Origin of the sequence: Flavobacterium sp. HJJ, from assembly GCF_015351475.1 — a bacterium.
GTDB lineage: Bacteria > Bacteroidota > Bacteroidia > Flavobacteriales > Flavobacteriaceae > Flavobacterium > Flavobacterium marginilacus.
Genome location: NZ_JADKPR010000020.1, coordinates 38,511 through 55,252, shown reverse-complemented (window position 1 = coordinate 55,252; position 16,742 = coordinate 38,511). Strand labels below are relative to the sequence as shown.

16 protein-coding genes are annotated in these 16,742 nt (G+C 33.8%); 2 read left to right on the top strand and 14 right to left on the bottom strand.

From position 1 onward, the window contains the following. Positions 1–44: 44 nt before the first annotated feature. On the bottom strand, positions 45–440 hold the full coding sequence (locus IRZ80_RS15510) for a peptidase (RefSeq protein WP_317174776.1): 396 nt from the start codon (positions 438–440) through the stop codon (positions 45–47). Positions 441–765: 325 nt separating this feature from the next. Between IRZ80_RS15510 and tatA the strand changes: the two genes are divergently transcribed. Then, the gene (tatA, locus tag IRZ80_RS15505) at positions 766–939 is read left to right on the top strand and encodes a twin-arginine translocase TatA/TatE family subunit (RefSeq protein ID WP_100432686.1); all 174 of its coding nucleotides are present in this window, start codon (positions 766–768) and stop codon (positions 937–939) included. 132 nt (positions 940–1,071) lie between these two features. Here tatA and IRZ80_RS15500 read toward each other — a convergent pair whose 3' ends face one another. From IRZ80_RS15500 to IRZ80_RS15450, 11 genes are all read right to left on the bottom strand, one after another. Beyond that, entirely contained in the window at positions 1,072–1,878 is an 807-nt protein-coding gene (locus tag IRZ80_RS15500) for an ABC transporter ATP-binding protein (RefSeq protein ID WP_194642489.1), read from the bottom strand. 141 nt (positions 1,879–2,019) lie between these two features. Next, the gene (gene ntrB / locus IRZ80_RS15495; protein ID WP_194642488.1) at positions 2,020–2,907 is read right to left on the bottom strand and encodes a nitrate ABC transporter permease; all 888 of its coding nucleotides are present in this window, start codon (positions 2,905–2,907) and stop codon (positions 2,020–2,022) included. Between the two features lie 110 nt (positions 2,908–3,017). Continuing rightward, positions 3,018–4,253, bottom strand: coding sequence for a CmpA/NrtA family ABC transporter substrate-binding protein (locus IRZ80_RS15490; protein WP_228520922.1), 1,236 nt, complete (start codon positions 4,251–4,253; stop codon positions 3,018–3,020). Positions 4,254–4,281: 28 nt separating this feature from the next. Beyond that, positions 4,282–5,724, bottom strand: coding sequence for an alginate export family protein (locus IRZ80_RS15485; RefSeq protein ID WP_194642487.1), 1,443 nt, complete (start codon positions 5,722–5,724; stop codon positions 4,282–4,284). 316 nt (positions 5,725–6,040) lie between these two features. Further along, positions 6,041–6,745, bottom strand: a complete 705-nt coding sequence (locus IRZ80_RS15480; protein WP_194642486.1) for a Crp/Fnr family transcriptional regulator — start codon at positions 6,743–6,745, stop codon at positions 6,041–6,043. A 445-nt stretch (positions 6,746–7,190) separates the two neighbouring features. Continuing rightward, complete coding sequence (locus IRZ80_RS15475; RefSeq protein WP_194642485.1) at positions 7,191–8,321, bottom strand: ATP-binding protein; 1,131 nt, start codon at positions 8,319–8,321, stop codon at positions 7,191–7,193. Between the two features lie 202 nt (positions 8,322–8,523). Then, positions 8,524–9,345 carry a hypothetical protein gene (locus IRZ80_RS15470; protein ID WP_194642484.1) on the bottom strand — a complete coding sequence of 274 codons (822 nt, stop codon included), beginning with the start codon at positions 9,343–9,345 and terminating at the stop codon, positions 8,524–8,526. Between the two features lie 5 nt (positions 9,346–9,350). Next, positions 9,351–10,625, bottom strand: a complete 1,275-nt coding sequence (locus IRZ80_RS15465; RefSeq protein ID WP_194642483.1) for an AAA family ATPase — start codon at positions 10,623–10,625, stop codon at positions 9,351–9,353. A gap of 39 nt (positions 10,626–10,664) precedes the next feature. After that, positions 10,665–12,788: a Tex family protein gene (locus IRZ80_RS15460; RefSeq protein ID WP_194642482.1), complete on the bottom strand. Its 2,124-nt coding sequence runs from the start codon at positions 12,786–12,788 to the stop codon at positions 10,665–10,667. 56 nt (positions 12,789–12,844) lie between these two features. Further along, positions 12,845–13,654 carry a hypothetical protein gene (locus tag IRZ80_RS15455; RefSeq protein ID WP_194642481.1) on the bottom strand — a complete coding sequence of 270 codons (810 nt, stop codon included), beginning with the start codon at positions 13,652–13,654 and terminating at the stop codon, positions 12,845–12,847. Positions 13,655–13,794: 140 nt separating this feature from the next. Next, positions 13,795–14,076: a hypothetical protein gene (locus IRZ80_RS15450; protein WP_194642480.1), complete on the bottom strand. Its 282-nt coding sequence runs from the start codon at positions 14,074–14,076 to the stop codon at positions 13,795–13,797. A 140-nt stretch (positions 14,077–14,216) separates the two neighbouring features. On the opposite strand from IRZ80_RS15450, the gene IRZ80_RS15445 reads away from it, so the two are divergent. Then, positions 14,217–14,483 (top strand): DUF1294 domain-containing protein, encoded by a 267-nt coding sequence (locus IRZ80_RS15445; RefSeq protein ID WP_194642479.1) that lies wholly within the window; start codon positions 14,217–14,219, stop codon positions 14,481–14,483. Here IRZ80_RS15445 and IRZ80_RS15440 read toward each other — a convergent pair. Both IRZ80_RS15440 and IRZ80_RS15435 read right to left on the bottom strand, forming a co-directional pair. Beyond that, positions 14,473–15,615, bottom strand: coding sequence for an ATP-binding protein (locus tag IRZ80_RS15440; RefSeq protein WP_194642478.1), 1,143 nt, complete (start codon positions 15,613–15,615; stop codon positions 14,473–14,475). The genes IRZ80_RS15445 and IRZ80_RS15440 overlap by 11 nt on opposite strands. Before the next feature lie 208 nt (positions 15,616–15,823). Beyond that, positions 15,824–16,741, bottom strand: coding sequence for a cation diffusion facilitator family transporter (locus tag IRZ80_RS15435; RefSeq protein WP_194642477.1), 918 nt, complete (start codon positions 16,739–16,741; stop codon positions 15,824–15,826). Between the last annotated feature and the right edge of the window lies 1 nt (position 16,742).

Here is a 16,742-nt window from a genome sequence, read left to right as displayed (position 1 = left end):
TTTGTTTTAAAATTGTACTGTACTTTATAATCGGAATATCCAGATTATTTTTTAGTCTTTTGGCTCTTTCCGTTTGGTACCGCTGTAGAGATATTCTCCTCTTCCTTCACTCTTTTTCTCAATTCAATTTCATTTTCAGAAGGAGACAAATCTACTGGTTCCTTTACTTCATCAGCAGCTGAAAGTATCGAATCTTTGCTGAATTTGGCATATTCTAATTCACCATTGAGTACTTTTTGAATTGATTTGATATAGATTTCGTTTTTCTTTAAAGCCTTCGAAAGAGAATCCGATTTTAACGCTAAAACTGTAGCATTTTTTTTCAGTTCCGAAGAAGAATAGCCTGGGATAAGTTCCCGCAATGGAGTAAAAGCAATCAAAATTGTTGTAGCCGAAATCAGAAAGATGGCACCTAATGTAAGTGTAACGAAAACACTCATTATGTTCAGTTTAAAAGAAAAAATTTCTTCAAAAGTATCTTCGTTCAAAATTATTAATCGATTTTTGATTAATAATCTGTCCCAAAACTTTTTTCTTTTTAACCGATTTTTAGGCATGACATGTGTTTAAGTCACAAATATAATAATTTAAAGTGTTGCCAACACTAGCCTATTATAGGTACTTATATTACAAACTATACAATTTTATAAAATATTTAACGCTATCTCAAACAAAAAAAAGTCTAAAATCAATGCTCATAAATTTATTCTATATACCTTTGTCCATTATATAATTACAAATTGCTACGGCATAAATTATTCAATCATGGGAAGATTAGGAGTTACAGAAATACTTTTGATTATCGGAGTTCTTTTATTACTTTTTGGAGGTAAAAAAATTCCAGAATTAATGAAAGGTTTAGGAAGCGGAATTAAAGAATTTAAAAACGCAGCCAAAGAAGATCAGCCAGCTGATAAAAAAGAAGAAACTAAAGAATAAATTTTTCATAGAAATTCTTTCAAATATAAAAATTCCAAATTCCAATATTTTATAATGGAGTTTGGAATTTTTTATTTTAAAAAAGGCCTTTTCAAGTACTAAAAAGACCATTTTTTGGGCAAACAAAATTAACTAACTTTTGTAGGTAACCCCCATATCTTCAATAGAAAAGTGATCGGTCAAGAGATGTAATAAATGATCTCTCAGCTCAATGTATTCTGGAGTTTTTACGATTTCGATTTTGTTTCTTGGTCTTGGCAGATTTACATGTACAATCTCACGAATGGTAGAAGCCGGACCATTATGCAAAACCACAATTCTATCAGATAAAAATAACGCTTCCTCAATATCATGCGTAATCATGACGATTGTTTTTTCTCTGTTGTTCAGGTTCCATAATTTTAAAACTTCCAGCTGCATTGCGCCTTTAGTCAAAGCATCCAATGCACCAAAAGGTTCATCCATCAATAATACTCCCGGATTGATTGCAAATGCTCTTGCAATCGCTACCCTTTGTTTCATCCCGCCCGAAAGCTGTCCAGGCAGTTTGTCTTTGTGCTGGTATAAATTCACCATTTTCAGATTCTTGATCACAATTTCATGCTTTTCTTCGAGAGAACAGTTCATAACCGAATCCACCGCCTGAAAAATATTGTTTTCCACAGTCAGCCAAGGCAATAGTGAATAGTTCTGAAAAACAATTCCGCGGTCCGGACCAGGTCCTTTTACGTTTTTGTCATCCAGTACAACCGAACCTCCTGTTGGGGTCAGCATCCCTCCTATTGCATTCATAATGGTCGATTTTCCGCAGCCCGAATGCCCGATAATCGATATGATTTCACCTTTTTTGATTGAAAGATTGATATCTTTTACTGCAATATATTTTCCTTTTGGAGTTGGAAAAGAAATTTCCAAATCTTTTATTTCTAAATAGCTCATATCTTTAAGTTTGTAAGTTTCTGAGATTCTAAGTTTCTAAGACTTAGGAACTCCGTTTTTTGTTTGTTTCTAGTTAATTTTTAGTTGCTGCTATTCTAAGACTTCTAAAAAAACTTAGAAACTCAGTATCTTAGCAACTTCTTAAGCTTTATACGATACCTTATTTTCAATCATTGTAAAAAATCCATCAAAAATAATTCCCACAAATCCGATGATGATAATGGCCGAAATCACTTTTTCCAAACTCAATGCATTCCAGCTGTCCCACACAAAAAATCCGATTCCTGCACCGCCCGAAAGCATTTCGCCGGCAACAATCACCAGCCACGCAACACTTATACTCAATCGCAATCCTGTGATGATGTGTGGCAGTGTGTATGGAAAAACAACTTTGGTTAAGTATCTCCATTTTGAGAAACCAAAAGCTTTCGCAACATTTTTATGATCCTGCGGAATCGTTCCCACTCCAAAAGCCGTATTAATCAGCGTAGACCACAGCGAAGTGATAAACACGATGAATATAGTTGCCAATCCAGTGTCCTTGAAAACCACCAAACCTATTGGAAACCAAGCCAAAGGCGAAACCGGTTTCAAGAACTGAACAATCGGATAAAATATTTTTTTGAAAAACGAGCTGGCTCCAATCAGAATTCCAAATGGGATTGCAAACAACGAACCTAATAAGAATCCCGTCAAAACGGTTTTTATCGAAACAAACAGCTGCAGTCCAATACCTTTATCGTTCGGACCGTAATCATAAAACGGATCACTCAGCATTTCGTACAATACTTTTAATGTTGCTAAAGGACTTGGAAGAGCTTCTTTGGTATAAATACTTAGTGCAGCCCAAAATCCACAGAAAACAGCCAGTCCAATACAGGCAAATGCAATTGATTTTGCTTTTTCAATTATATAACGTGAGGCTTTTTTGAGGCTTTTTTTCTTAATTACTTTACCAAAAGTTTTTAGAAGAGGATTGCTTCCTGCTATCGCTTCTGTTTCTATTGCTGCTGTAGTTGAATTTGACATAATGTTAAATTTTAATGTTATTTTTTAGTTTCTAAGACTCTGAGTCTCTAAGTTTCTGAGATTTTTTAAAAACTTAGGATCTTAGCAACTCAGAGTCTTAGCATCTTATTCTAATGCTTCACCACTTTTAAATAAGCGGATGGATTTGCTGGATTGAAAACGGTTTTGTCCATCGTTAGTGAGAACGGTTTCATATCGTCTGCAGGGATTTTAATTTTCATGCTCTTTGCTACTTCTTCGTATAAATCCTGAAGAATTAATTTATCGGCGATTGCTTGATAATTAGGTTCTTCTTTCAGATATCCAAATCGTACATATTGTGCCATTGCCCAGATTCCATAGGATTTACGAGGATAATTTACTGTTCCTCCTTTGTAAAACAGCATATAGTCTTTGTCATAAACTTCGGTTCCCTGATTACAGCCTAAGTTATAATCTCCCATTAATCGTGCTTCAATAACATCGGCTGGAGCGTTTACATAAGGTGCTTTCCCGATGATGGCGGCAGCTTTCTTGCGGTTTGCAGGATTATCAAGCCAGATACAGGCTTCCATAATCGCTTTCATTACTTTTTTCAGGTCTTCACGGCGTGATGTGCTAAAATCTTTGTTTACAACCAGCGCTTTTTCCGGGTGGTCTTTCCAGATATCCTGAGAAGCGATTTGGGTAAAACCAATTCCCTGTTTTACGGCAACTCCTCCCCAAGGTTCGCCTACGCAGTATCCGTCCATGTTGCCCACTTTCATATTCGCCACCATTTGCGGAGGCGGAATCGTGATGATTTTTACTGCTTTTTGGTTTAAACCTGCTAATGACATCCAGTTTCTTAACCATAAATCGTGAGTTCCTCCTGGGAAAGTCATTGCAAAAGTCACTTCTTTTTCGGCTTTTAATTTAGCAGCCACGACAGGAGTTACCTTATTCATTTGTTTGAAACCTACTTTTCCGCAAAAGTCATTCGACAAAGTAATCGCTTGCCCATTTACACTGAGCATCATCGCGATTTTCATTTCTGAACCGGCTTTTCCTCCTACTCCTGTGTACACTGAAAATGGCATAGTATATAGACAGTGAGCTCCGTCCAATTCTCCTGTTAAGATTTTGTCACGAACATTGGCCCAGGATGTTTCTTTGGTTACTACAACCTCAACACCGTATTTTTTAAACAATCCTAATTCTTTGGCCATTACGATTGGTGAACAGTCCGTTAGTGGAATGAAACCTAATTTGACAGGTTCACTCGCTGGCGGATTTGGTTTTGTCGTGTAAGAAGAAAACAAAACCGCACACATTATCAACATCAATGGGGCAAAAAGAGTTCCTATATGTTTTTTAGTCTGTATCATTTTTTTAGTTTTTTAATTGTTAATTCAATTACTTTTTATTTAAAAAATTTGGTTTAATATTTACCATTACATACGCCCATTGCGGAGTAAGATTTGCGTTGGCAACAGCCTTAACTTGTGCAGATGCCATTGAATTGGTTGCCTGCATTACCGAATATCCAGCTTCAATATTGATCATTTTGGTCATGTTGTAAGACATTTTTAAGTCAAGCTCTGTACCTAAATAACTGGTTTGTGTTCCTCCCGCTCCGTCAGATAATTTGTTTGCTGCTTCAAAACAGTGAACATCAGCAAAAAGAGTCAGATTGTCTTTCAGGTTATATTTCGCTTTCAAAAAGTAGTTTAGCAGACCTTGTGAGCCAAAACCGCTTGAAGCATAGAAGTAATCCATATATCCCCAGAATTTATGAGGCGTTCCGTAAAGCGGATCAAATTGATTATTATCTGAAGTCGCTGTAACGGCTTTTGTCCCATCATTACCTGATAAATAATCAATACCAGGGCCTACAAACAGTTTTCTTCCTACTTGCAGAGTTGAAGTGATGGAAGCCAGATTACTGTCTAAACTGCGTCCGTTTTTGTCGTGACCAAATTGGTGGTACACACTTCCTTCAAATTTTAATTTTCGAGTTGGATTCACATTATAGTAGAAACCGGTCGTGTTGCGTGTCCAGATTCCCTGCTCGTTTACTTTGGTTGTAACCGGTGGAGTTCCTGCAGTTACATTGGTATATTTATTGAAGTTATCGCTAAGGAATAAAAAGGAAATATCTCCAAAGAAAAACTTTCTAGCCAGATAAACATATTCAAGTGATTTGTAATTCGTCCCTAAACCGTTTGTACCAGCCGTATAGCCTGATGTTGCTGCCGGAACACCATTATAAATTGTTCCTGCTAATAATTCTTTGTTTTGGTTAAATGCGGCTCCAAAATCGGCAGTCCATCCTTTGTTGAAATATTTCAGGACAACCGCATCGTGGTAACGTGCCTGCTGTAACCAGTCAAGACCTCCAATAACCTTTTGATCATCATATGAAATTTCCTGACGTCCTATTTTTAAAGAAAGATTTTGAATGCTGCTTATTGTGTCGTTCAGCATAATTTCCCCCCAAGCTTCGTGTAATTGTACTCCGTTGTTCTCAGCAGTTGTTACTCTATTAATTGTTGAAGCATCCTGTCCCCAAACACGAACATCCTGAATAGCTGCAAAAAATTTGAATCTGTATCCTGTGAATCCAACATTTAATCTTGTTCTTTGTGAAATGAAAGCTGCAGTCTCTGCATCTTTTGCCTGCAATGTACTGTATCCGTCTCTGAACTCTGTTCTTGGTCTGAATTGTCCTGTAGCAGTCAGCTGTGCATTTGCAGCAGATGAACCAAGAAGTATAGCTGCGCCTAATAAAATTGATCTTGAATTTTTACCGTTTTTTAATGCTTTTATTTTTTGTAATGTCCTTGTAATCTTTTGCATGATAAATAGGTTTTGATTAGTATGAAGCAAATATACATACGTACTTATACTTACGTATTTGCTTTTTACAGCTAAAAACCTCTTTTTTACGCAGCAAAAAATATTCTGATGGCAAAAAATTTACTGCGCTTTCGCAATTTTTTTTTACAAAGTACCGTAATTACTAGCTTTATAATACTTCTATTTTGTCTAAACCTTTTACTTATAAATTACTTATGAGGAAAAAAAAATTTAAAATTCTAAAAAAACGATATTTATTTCCATAAAAAAAAGCCCAAAAAAGGCTTTTAAATCTAATGCATAATCAAAAAACTACTTAGACATACTTATGCTCCATAATTTCTGACTGCATTTTGCTTATTTTCTGTAATCCAATTTTCTTTCCGACTGTTTTTATCAATTCCTCTCTCTTCAAACTCGAAATCACACGAGTAACCTGCTCTTCAGTCGTTCCGGCAAAATCGGCCATTTCTTTTCGGGACAAATCAATATTAATCAAATCATTGGCCTGACCAAATTTTCGATGAATATATAATAAGGTATCTATTACGCGCTCACGCACGTTCATGTGGGCAATTTTCCTGATGTTGTTCTCACTCTTGTTTAATTCCTCCGCATAAAACAGCATCATATCATACGTGAACTCGGGAACATTCTTAAGAATATCCATCATCACCTCATTATTAAAATTACACAAAACCGTATCTTCCAAAGCATAAGCACCAATCAGATACCGATTGCTAGTTCCAAATCCCCTGAAACCAACAGTGTCGCCGTCTGTCGTAAACCGAACGATCTGTTCTCTGCCATTGATACCCGTCTTAACTGTTTTCACCTTTCCTTTATTGACAAAATACAAACCCTGAATAGGAGCACCTTCTATGATGAACTGCTGCGCTTTCTTGCAGGTAAAACTGTGTTTTTTCTCTATATAACTTTGCATGTTAGGCAAATGAATATGCTTTCTGATAAAACAATTATCATTATGGCAGCTGTTGCAAATGGCTTGATTATCTTTCATCTGTAGCTAATTATTATTTTCTAAGTAATACATCCCAACCAATATTTCGTTCCTTATTTCGATATGAATCAAAAATTCAATGCTATGAAAAAATCTTGGTTAAATAACAAAATCAGTAAAAACTTTACTGTAACTGTCCTTATTTTAAGTAAATGTATAAGTTTTTCGCAATAAATAATAATGTATGACTTTTGCCAGATGCAAAAAAACAGTCAGGAAAAAGTCCTTTTTTTGCGTATTTTTTATAAATAAATACAAAAAACTGCATCATTGAATGTTTCCTCTACTTAGAAACTCTCTTTTTCAGATATTCACAATAATTCATAAATAAGTAAAAATACGTAGTTTTTGTAATTTGTAGTTTTTTACTTAAATAAAAATCCCAATCCAAGATAGTTCGGATTGGGATTTGAAATTTTATAAAACATCGTTAACTGAATCCTTTTTAAAGTATATAATCCAAATAGTTGTCTTGATTTATAATTTCAAAAGTAGCTTCCGGATAGGATTTTGCGAATTCCGTTGGGATCTTTGATTTAGTTTTTCCATATTTATATTCAAAAGCCGATAACCGTTCATCTTTTTCTTCTATTCTGTCTATTTCCTGTTTAGTATGGGTACGCCAAAAGTAGTCGTGCACAAAATTTTCGGAATAACTCATTTTTTTAATTCGTTCCGAATTCAAGTAATTTTCCCAAAGTTTGCCAACATCCTCTCTAATATTCAATGGATTAAACGAATTAATAATCACATTACGGATACCGTTATCCACAAAATACCATTTTTTCATTTTAGTGATTTCATTATCCCTATTTCTGCTGAAGCCTGATACACTATAAATTATAAAAACCTTAGTAAATAAATCCAAATACTTTTCGACGGTATTTTTGCTGATTTGCAAATCACGCCCCACACTTTCGAGTGATAATTCACTACCAGTTCTAAAGGCAATAATCTGAAGTAACGCAATAATTTTATCTCTTTTTTTGATACCTTCAAAAGCAAAAACATCTCTCAACAATTGCGTATTTACCAATTCTTTTAAATAACTTATTTTATCTTCTCGATTAGTAATATGGCTCAATTCGGGATAACTACCCAATATTAATCGGTCTTCAAGATTATTGCGGGTTTCGAGAAAATTTTCGGTTTTAGAATATTCAATTTGTGCGATTGGATATAAATTTATGGTTTTCATCCGGCCAACTAACGGTTCACCTAACTGATTGTTGATTTCAAATGCCGAAGAACCTGTTACCAAAACTTTTAAATCTTCAATGGTATCCACCATCAATTTTAGTTTTTTGCCAATGGCAGGTATTTCTTGTGCTTCATCAATTATCAAAAGTTTTGTGTCCCCAAGCAATCTTTTAAAATTGGCCGTACTCTGAATTTCCAATAAATTATGGGATTCAATATCGTCTCCATTTAAAAAAAGTACTTTTTCGGTCACTTTTTCCATGAGCTTCTTAATCAGTTCGGTCTTGCCTACCCGCCTGGCTCCTAACAAAACGATTACTTTGTTGGGTTGTAATTTTTGCAAAACTAAATCAAGTGCCAATCTATTTATTTCCATAAAAGTAGATTTTAATTGACACAAATATAAGTATATTTATTGATTTCCGTCACCGTGCTGACGGAATTTAATTCATTTCCGTCAGTACGGTGACGGAATTTAATATTTTACAAAACCATCGTCAGCTGAATTCGCTTTCTATCCTCATCCGCCTCGGTTACTTTTACCTCAACGTGTTGGTGTAAATTCATTTACCAAAAAACTAATATTGCTTAAACTCATTTTTAACGGCACATTTTATCATAGAAGACCATTCAGAATCATTATTTTGAGCCATTGCAATAGTCTTTTTTGCTTTTTCTAAAAGTTCAGTTTCATCGAAATTTAGACCGTCTTTACTTTCAAAAATCAAGATTAATTTATAAAGAAGTTCTTTCTCTCGATAATACTTTTCTCTTTCTTCTACGAGTAATTTTATCCTACTTTCTTGTTTAACTGAATACTTTTTGTCTTCATCAATTTTTCCAAAACCCAAAAAATAAATTGTCTTACTACCTCTTTCTGTTATTCCGTAAGGCAAATGTTCTCTATATCCTATATGCTCTTCTGGATTATCTTTTGATGGATGAATCAATACAGATTGCTCATTTTCAATTGATAAATCATTTGTTTGAGCTCGAAAATTTTCATTTTGAATTGGAAAAAAATCATTTTTGAAAATTTGGTTACAAACCTGACAAGCTAAAAAAAGATTTTCCCAATCATAAGCCAACCAAAAATAACCTGGATACTTACTTTTACCGTCTAATGATTCCGAGTAGGCTCTTTTGGGACGAAAATGCTCAACATCCTTGTTACTTCTCACATCTTTTGTTTCGCAATAACAACATTTATTGTGATGTGCCAATTCAAGCGTTTGCCTCACAATATCTGAATTATAAATAGCCGTACTGGCTTCAAATTTTAGTTCTCCAGAATTATATTGTTCGGTCTTGTTGTTGTAGTCTTTTAAATCTAAATTTGTTTGAGCTTGCCCTCTAGTAATTAAATTTTGCGGTGCATCTGGTTTAATAATTTTTATCATACCAGTTATTTTTTTAAAAGTTCCGCTGCTTTTTTAATAATATCTTCAGCATTAATTCCTTCTTTATCCAAAGAAAAAGGAACTGTTTCAATTTTAGCATTCAATTCTTTAAGCCTTTGTTTGTCTGATTCCAGCAATTCGCTTTTGGAAAGGATTGTGTTTTTCTCTTTAATAAAATTTTCTGTTTCAACAGAACGAGGACTATTAATTTCAAACAAATCAGAAATCAAAATTTGGTCAATTCGCCAGCCTTTTACTTCATCAGGATTGTTGTCAATAATTACTTTGTCTTCTTCTTTTCTACAAACTACAATATTGGCTTTTTTATCTAAAGCCGCTTGAACTATTAACGGACTGTGAGAAGTGGCTATAAACTGTGCTTTAGGAAAATGTTGCGATAATTTATCAATAACTATACGTTGCCATTTGGGGTGCAGATGCAAATCAATTTCGTCAATTAAAATAATTGCGGGTTCTTCTAATGGATTATCACTTTTTGAATATTGTTCCATCATTTTGGAAGCTATATCAACAATTAAAGCGGTTAAAGTTTGATAACCAAAACTTAAATCTCGCAAATTTACCCAGCCATATGATGTTTCTACTTCTAAAATTGGTTTCGAATTATTCTCATTAATAGGTTTCGATTGAATAGCTGAAACATCAGGTAAAATATCAATTAAAATAGATTTAACTTTATTAAATTCATTTTCAAATTTTTGTTTTGAACTTCCCTCAGATTTGATAGAAGCCCATTCTTTTTGTAAAAACCATTCCTCAGCATTTATTAATTCTATAGAATCATCAAAAAGTGATGTGATTCTTAAATTACCTCTCTCACTAACCGATAAATTCTCTTTTTTACTCATCCTTCTCGATGCTCCATAAGATAATAAAAAAGGGAAATTCATATCTCCACTTGTCATGAAAGATGAATTATTTTCTCCATCCTCATTTACCTCAAATTCTTTAATATTATCATTAACTCTTAACTTAATAATTGCTTTTTTAGACATTAATATTGAATTAAATGCCCAAATTATTGGTACATAATCATCATCATTTAATGTACTCGGTTGCATCCTATCCAAAACTCTCAACAAAGTAGTTTTCCCAGTTCCATTATCACCTAAAATAATTGTCCAAGGAGAATAATTGCCGTTTCCATCAGATAAATCTAATGTTTGTTTCTCTTTAAAACAATTAACACCTTCTAATTCTAAAGAATAGAAATAAGAATGATTTTTATTTTCCTGTTCAACTACTTTTTTCTTTTCCATTTTATTTTCAATTAGTAACAAAAATACGAAGATTTTCGTTTACAAAACCATCGTCAGCTGGATACGCTTCCTATCCTCATCAACCTCAGTAACTTTTACCTCAACATGCTGATGCAGTTTCACCACTTCGTTTACATCGCTTACAAATCCTGCTTTCAGTTGGGAAATATGGACCAATCCGCTTTCTTTGATTCCTAAATCTACAAAGCATCCAAAATTGGTAATATTGTTGACAATTCCTGGTAAAATCATTCCGGTTTTCAAGTCTTTTATTGATTTTACATTCGGGTCGAACTCGAAAACTTTGGCAGATTTTCTTGGATCCAACCCTGGTTTTTCAAGTTCTTTAATAATATCTTTTAAAGTCAATAGACCAATTTCTGGTGTGATGTAATTTTCAGCTTTAATCAAAGCTGTTTTTTCTTTATTGGCAATCAAATCATTTACGGAAAGTTTTAAATCCTTTGCCATTTTTTCAACAATGGAATAAGCTTCGGGATGTACCGCCGAATTATCCAACGGATTTTTTGCATTCGAAATTCGGATAAAAGCAACTCCCTGCTGATAGGCTTTATCGCCTAATCGAGGCACTTTTTTTAGTTGCTTTCTATCAGTAAAAGGACCGTTTTCCGAACGATATTGTACTATATTTTCTGCCAGCTTCTCTCCTATTCCACTCACATAACCCAACAAATGTTTACTTGCCGTATTGATGTTTATCCCCACAGAGTTCACGCAACGAATCACCGTATTGTCAAGTTCTTCCTTAAGTTTGGTTTGATCCACATCGTGTTGATACTGCCCTACTCCAATGGCTTTTGGGTCGATTTTAACCAATTCTGCCAATGGATCTGAAAGCCTTCGCCCGATAGAAACCGAACCTCGAACGGTTACATCATAATTAGGAAATTCTTCTCTCGCTATTTTCGAAGCCGAATACACCGAAGCTCCTGCCTCCGAAACAATAAAAACTTGTACTGGCTTGTCGAAAGCAATTTTTTTGATAAAGAATTCCGTTTCCCTCGAAGCGGTTCCGTTTCCGATTGAAATTGCATCAATGTTATAAGCATTGACCATCGATTTTATCTTTTTCATCGCCATAGCCGTTTCGTTCTGCGGTGCGTGAGGATAAATGGTTTCGTTGTACAACAAATCACCTTTTTCGTCCAAACAAACTACTTTACAACCCGAACGGAATCCTGGGTCAATCGCCAAAATTCGTTTTTCTCCCAAAGGCGGTGCCAATAGCAATTGACCCAAATTATTCGCAAAAACCTGAATCGAATTGGCATCAGCCTTAGCTTTGGCTTCCTGCAATGTTTCATTCGAAATCGCCGGATTCAGCAATCGTTTATAACTATCCTCAATTGCCAATTGAATATGTGGCGTCGTGCTGTTTTCACCTTTTATGATTAATTCATCAATAATATCGTAAGCATCATCCAATTCTACATCGACTTTAAACTTGATGAAACCTTCATTTTCGGCTCTCAAAATAGCCAATAAACGATGGGACGGTGCTTTGGCCAACGGTTCTGACCAATCAAAATACTGATTGAATTTCTGTGCGCCTTCCTCCTCTTTTTTGGCCTTAACCACCTTTGTGGTGATGGTTGATTTACGTTCAAACAATCGTCTCAGCTGTTTTCTAACGTAAATATTTTCATTAATCCATTCTGCTATAATGTCTCGAGCGCCTTGTAAAGCCACTTCTTCATTGATTACATTTTCATTCAAATATTGTGTCGCCAAGAAATCAACATCATCCTTCCCTTGATTCATAATAATCTTCGCCAAAGGTTCTAATCCATTCTCTCTGGCAACATCGGCCTTGGTGCGTTTTTTCTTTTTATAAGGCAGATAAAAATCCTCCAATTCCTGTAAATCGAAACTTTGCTGGATTTTTTTCTCCAATTCGGGCGTCAAGGCATTTTGCTCTTCGATGCTTTTTAAAATTGCTTCTTTACGTTTTACAATCGTTTCGTAATCTTTCTGCAATTTTGCAATTTGCTCTATCACTACTTCGTCCAGATTCCCTGTTTTATCTTTTCGGTAACGGGAAATAAACGGAATCGTGCAATCTTCCTGTAATAATTGAACGGTGTTTTGAATGTTTATGGGTGCTGTGTTAACAGACTTAGCGATGAATTGTATGTTGGTCATTTTATTGTTTTTCTAACCGCAAAGAAGCGAAGTTTTCGCAAAGTTTACAAAGGTTTTTATGTTAATTTAAATCCGTTTTTTGACAGAAAGACACTTACTTCTTTACTCAATGCCTCCATTAAATCTGTTGAAACTGATGTACTCAATTGTCGTGTATGAATAAGTAATCTTTTATTGTCTTCACTATAATGTAAATTATACCAAGATTTACTAATTACTATTGTATTTTTATCCCAAGTAACTTCAAATATTTTTTCAATATCAAAATTATATTTGCTAGGATAATGCCCTGATGCTACAATTACAATTGGAAAAGTTTTAAAAAATGGCAAGTTAAATAACTCTTTACGTTTTTCTATGAACTCATTTTTCAATTTGTTTAATAGTAGTAAATTAAAATCTTTTTTCGCAGGAAGATCATTTAATTCTGTGTTAAAAAACTCTTTTTGGAAATTAATACGGTCTCCTTTTTGTCTATTCAAAAATATATTTTGATATAATTTTTGATAATGTAAGTATGTATTACTTGTACCTCCATTATAGTTTTTATGTTGTATGTTTTTCTGATTCCACCAAGCTGTATAAGCATTACTATTGTCACAATGAAACTCTTGGTTTGGGTTCCATTCAGGTTCAAAATTATTTTTTAAATTACTTTCCCAAGAAGCAATATTATTTTGATTTTCTAATTCTCTAGCTTTTAATATTTCTTCATAAAATTCAGAAGAATCTTCTTTGAGTGAATGATTAAAATAATGTTCTTTTCCAATCATTAAAATTTTTCCGTTAGGATTACCATATCCTAGAAATAACTTGTTTTTTTTGCTAAAATCTACCGCTTCTTCAAATTCGTTTGAATAGTTCATATTGTTTGTTTATAGCTAAATATTTAGTTTTTTAATTCCTTAACCCAATCGATCTCTTTTCTTCAAGATAATCATTTTCTGTTTGATTATAGATATCTGTAAGCGTTGTTGGCGTTAGAATCTCGGTATTAAATCCTAATTTATCCGAAAGCTGTTGCTCTTTTTCCTACCAATTCATTGTCATTATCTTCCATCAACTGACCGACATTGATGTCGGTCAGTTGATTTATAAAGTCTTTAAAATCTTTAAGTTTAACACCTCTAAAAATTTCATAACCTGAATTATGCAACTCCTGATTATTATCCTGCAAAATACGTTCTATAGTTCTTGTATCGACTTCATAAAATTTAGCAACCTGATTCAGTGTAAACCTATATTTATTTTCAAAATATATCCCCGTAAAACCTAATTGGTTATACATTTATTTAATAGCTACATTGTTATTTAATATATTATTTCTGTTAATCTGTGAATTAGTTAAATCTTTCATTTTATTAATATAAATTAATAATTATAATATAAATGCTAAAATACTATCTTTCACTTCCAATTCGAACTACAATGCAATTTTTATTCTACACTTTCTTAATTTTAAACATAATCGTTTTTTTATTAATGGGCTACGACAAAAATCGAGCTCAAAACCACCAAAGAAGAATTTCCGAAAAAACACTTTTAACTTTTGTTTTACTTGGAGGAACAATTGGTTCAGGATTAGGAATGCTGTTTTTTAGACATAAAACTTCGAAAATATCCTATTTGTGGAAATATTTTGGAATCGTTTTTATTCAAATTTTGATTGCTTGGTTTTATTTAACTAGAGAATAAAATCCAAATAATTACTCCTGTTAATTACTTCAAAAGTCGCTTCAGGATAGGCTTTGGCGAAAGCTGTAGGAATCTTTGCTTTTCTATTCTCGTTCCATTTGAATTCAAATCCGGCGAGTGTTTCTCCTCTTTCTTCTAACCAATCCAATTCTTGTTGGTCGTAAGTGCGCCAAAAATAATTTTTGGTATTTATTTTTTGATACTGCTGTTTTTTTATTCTTTCGGATGCAAGATAATTTTCCCAAAGTTCGCCAATATCATTGCGGTTTTCAATGGTTTTAAAGTTGTTTATAATGCCATTTCGAATGCCGTTGTCATAAAAATACCATCGCGACGATTTTACTATTTCTTTACGAAGATTGCGACTAAATCCTTCTACTTTAAACAAAACAAAAACTTTAGAAAGTAAATCCAAATAATTAGCCACCGTGTTTTTTGACATTTGCAATTGTGTAGCCAATTCGAGTAGCGAAACCTCTTTTCCGATTTGAAAAGCAATTAATCGCAACAAATCATAAATTTTATTCGAATGTTTGATACCGTCAAAAATCAAAATATCTTTTAGCAGATAGGAGTTTATAATTTCGTTGATATACTCCTCTTTACTTGCCCAATCTTCATATTGTTCGAGTTCTGGATAGCTTCCAAAAAGTAATCTTTGCTCTAGATTTTCGATGGTTTTCTTATAATTTTCTTTCTCTGAAAACTCTATCTGTGCCAGTGGAAAAAGATACATCGTGTTTTTTCTACCTACCAAAGGTTCGCCCAAATTATTCGACAAATCAAAAACCGACGATCCTGTAGCGATTACTTTTATACCATCGATAGAATCGACTATCAATTTCAAAATCATTCCAATATCAAGAATATGCTGCGCTTCGTCAATGACCAACAAAGGCACATTTGCTAAAAGCCGTTTATAATTACTTACGGAACGTTCTTTTAACAAATTGGCATCTTTTATATCTTCTCCATTCAATTGCAAATAAGAATCGGCAGGAATTGTTTCGAGATAATTTTTGATTAAGGCTGTTTTACCCACTCGCCTTGCGCCCAACAAAATCAATACTTTATTAGGCAGTAACTTGCGGGTAAATTCAGTTAAAACGGCTCTTTTATAATGATCAGGCATTTCTAATTATTTAAAAATCATAATGCAAATATAACTAAAAAACGTTAATTTGGTCAATACGATGACTAAATTTACATTAATTTAGTCAATACGATGACTAAATTTACATTAATTCAGTCAGTAGAAAACAAAAAAAGCCCAGTTTTTTGACCAGGCTTTGTAATATTATTGGTGCGAAGCACCGCGATTTTTTTTTTCAATAAACAACCTAATCCTGAACGATGAAATCCTTGGAATCTTCCTCCTTTTTATATTCAGGCTGAATATTAATGTGATTAATGTGGAATTTTTCGAACAGAACGTGTTCAACTTTGTCCAAAAGCTCATTAAACTCAGACATTTTTATATCTTCGGAACAGTCGAGATGTGCTTCGAGATGTAATTCCTCTTCGTTGAGATACCAAAGATGAATATGGTGCAGTTTATGCACTCCTGAAATTTTATGAACTTCGTTGATAATACTATCAATATCAAGATGGCTTGGCGTAAAAAGCATCAGCATTTGTGTTGACTTTTTCAGCAGATCAAAACCGACAATTATCAGGTAAATAGCAATTATCAAAGTTAATAAACTGTCAATCCAAAACCATTGGAAATATTTCATCAGCAGACCGCCAATTAATACTGCAATGGAAGCCAGCATATCAGTAAACAAATGCAGATAAGCCGATTTCATATTCAGATTTTTATCGGCATCATTTTTTAGCATTATTACTGACAAACCATTGGCAACAATACCTATAATTGACATCCAAATCACCAATCCTGATTCTATATGCTGTGGATTGAAAAACCTTTCCACAGCTCCATAAACCAAAAACAAAGCCACTATTATCAAAGTCATTGAATTGATAAAAGCGGCTATCAATTCGGCTCGTTTATATCCAAACGTCTGATCGTTGGAAGCTTTTTTTCGGGATAATTTATGGGCTACATAACTAAATACTAAAGAAAGTACATCGGAAAAATTATGCAGGGCATCTGACAGCAAAGCCAGACTTCCCGAAAGAATTCCTCCAATAACTTGTGCTACCGTAATCACAATATTCAATACAATCGAAAACAGCAGATTTTTACCTTCTACATGATGGTGATGGCTGTGGCTATGATGGTGATGATGTTCCAAA

What these genes read in the sequence shown, in the direction of transcription:
- IRZ80_RS15510 (WP_317174776.1), bottom strand. Translation starts at nt 440, where the DNA reads ATGAGTGTTTTCGTTACACTTACATTAGGTGCCATCTTTCTGATTTCG.
- tatA (WP_100432686.1), top strand. Translation starts at nt 766, where the DNA reads ATGGGAAGATTAGGAGTTACAGAAATACTTTTGATTATCGGAGTTCTT.
- IRZ80_RS15500 (WP_194642489.1), bottom strand. Translation starts at nt 1,878, where the DNA reads ATGAGCTATTTAGAAATAAAAGATTTGGAAATTTCTTTTCCAACTCCA.
- ntrB (WP_194642488.1), bottom strand. Translation starts at nt 2,907, where the DNA reads ATGTCAAATTCAACTACAGCAGCAATAGAAACAGAAGCGATAGCAGGA.
- IRZ80_RS15490 (WP_228520922.1), bottom strand. Translation starts at nt 4,253, where the DNA reads ATGATACAGACTAAAAAACATATAGGAACTCTTTTTGCCCCATTGATG.
- IRZ80_RS15485 (WP_194642487.1), bottom strand. Translation starts at nt 5,724, where the DNA reads ATGCAAAAGATTACAAGGACATTACAAAAAATAAAAGCATTAAAAAAC.
- IRZ80_RS15480 (WP_194642486.1), bottom strand. Translation starts at nt 6,745, where the DNA reads ATGAAAGATAATCAAGCCATTTGCAACAGCTGCCATAATGATAATTGT.
- IRZ80_RS15475 (WP_194642485.1), bottom strand. Translation starts at nt 8,321, where the DNA reads ATGGAAATAAATAGATTGGCACTTGATTTAGTTTTGCAAAAATTACAA.
- IRZ80_RS15470 (WP_194642484.1), bottom strand. Translation starts at nt 9,345, where the DNA reads ATGATAAAAATTATTAAACCAGATGCACCGCAAAATTTAATTACTAGA.
- IRZ80_RS15465 (WP_194642483.1), bottom strand. Translation starts at nt 10,625, where the DNA reads ATGGAAAAGAAAAAAGTAGTTGAACAGGAAAATAAAAATCATTCTTAT.
- IRZ80_RS15460 (WP_194642482.1), bottom strand. Translation starts at nt 12,788, where the DNA reads ATGACCAACATACAATTCATCGCTAAGTCTGTTAACACAGCACCCATA.
- IRZ80_RS15455 (WP_194642481.1), bottom strand. Translation starts at nt 13,654, where the DNA reads ATGAACTATTCAAACGAATTTGAAGAAGCGGTAGATTTTAGCAAAAAA.
- IRZ80_RS15450 (WP_194642480.1), bottom strand. Translation starts at nt 14,076, where the DNA reads ATGTATAACCAATTAGGTTTTACGGGGATATATTTTGAAAATAAATAT.
- IRZ80_RS15445 (WP_194642479.1), top strand. Translation starts at nt 14,217, where the DNA reads ATGCAATTTTTATTCTACACTTTCTTAATTTTAAACATAATCGTTTTT.
- IRZ80_RS15440 (WP_194642478.1), bottom strand. Translation starts at nt 15,615, where the DNA reads ATGCCTGATCATTATAAAAGAGCCGTTTTAACTGAATTTACCCGCAAG.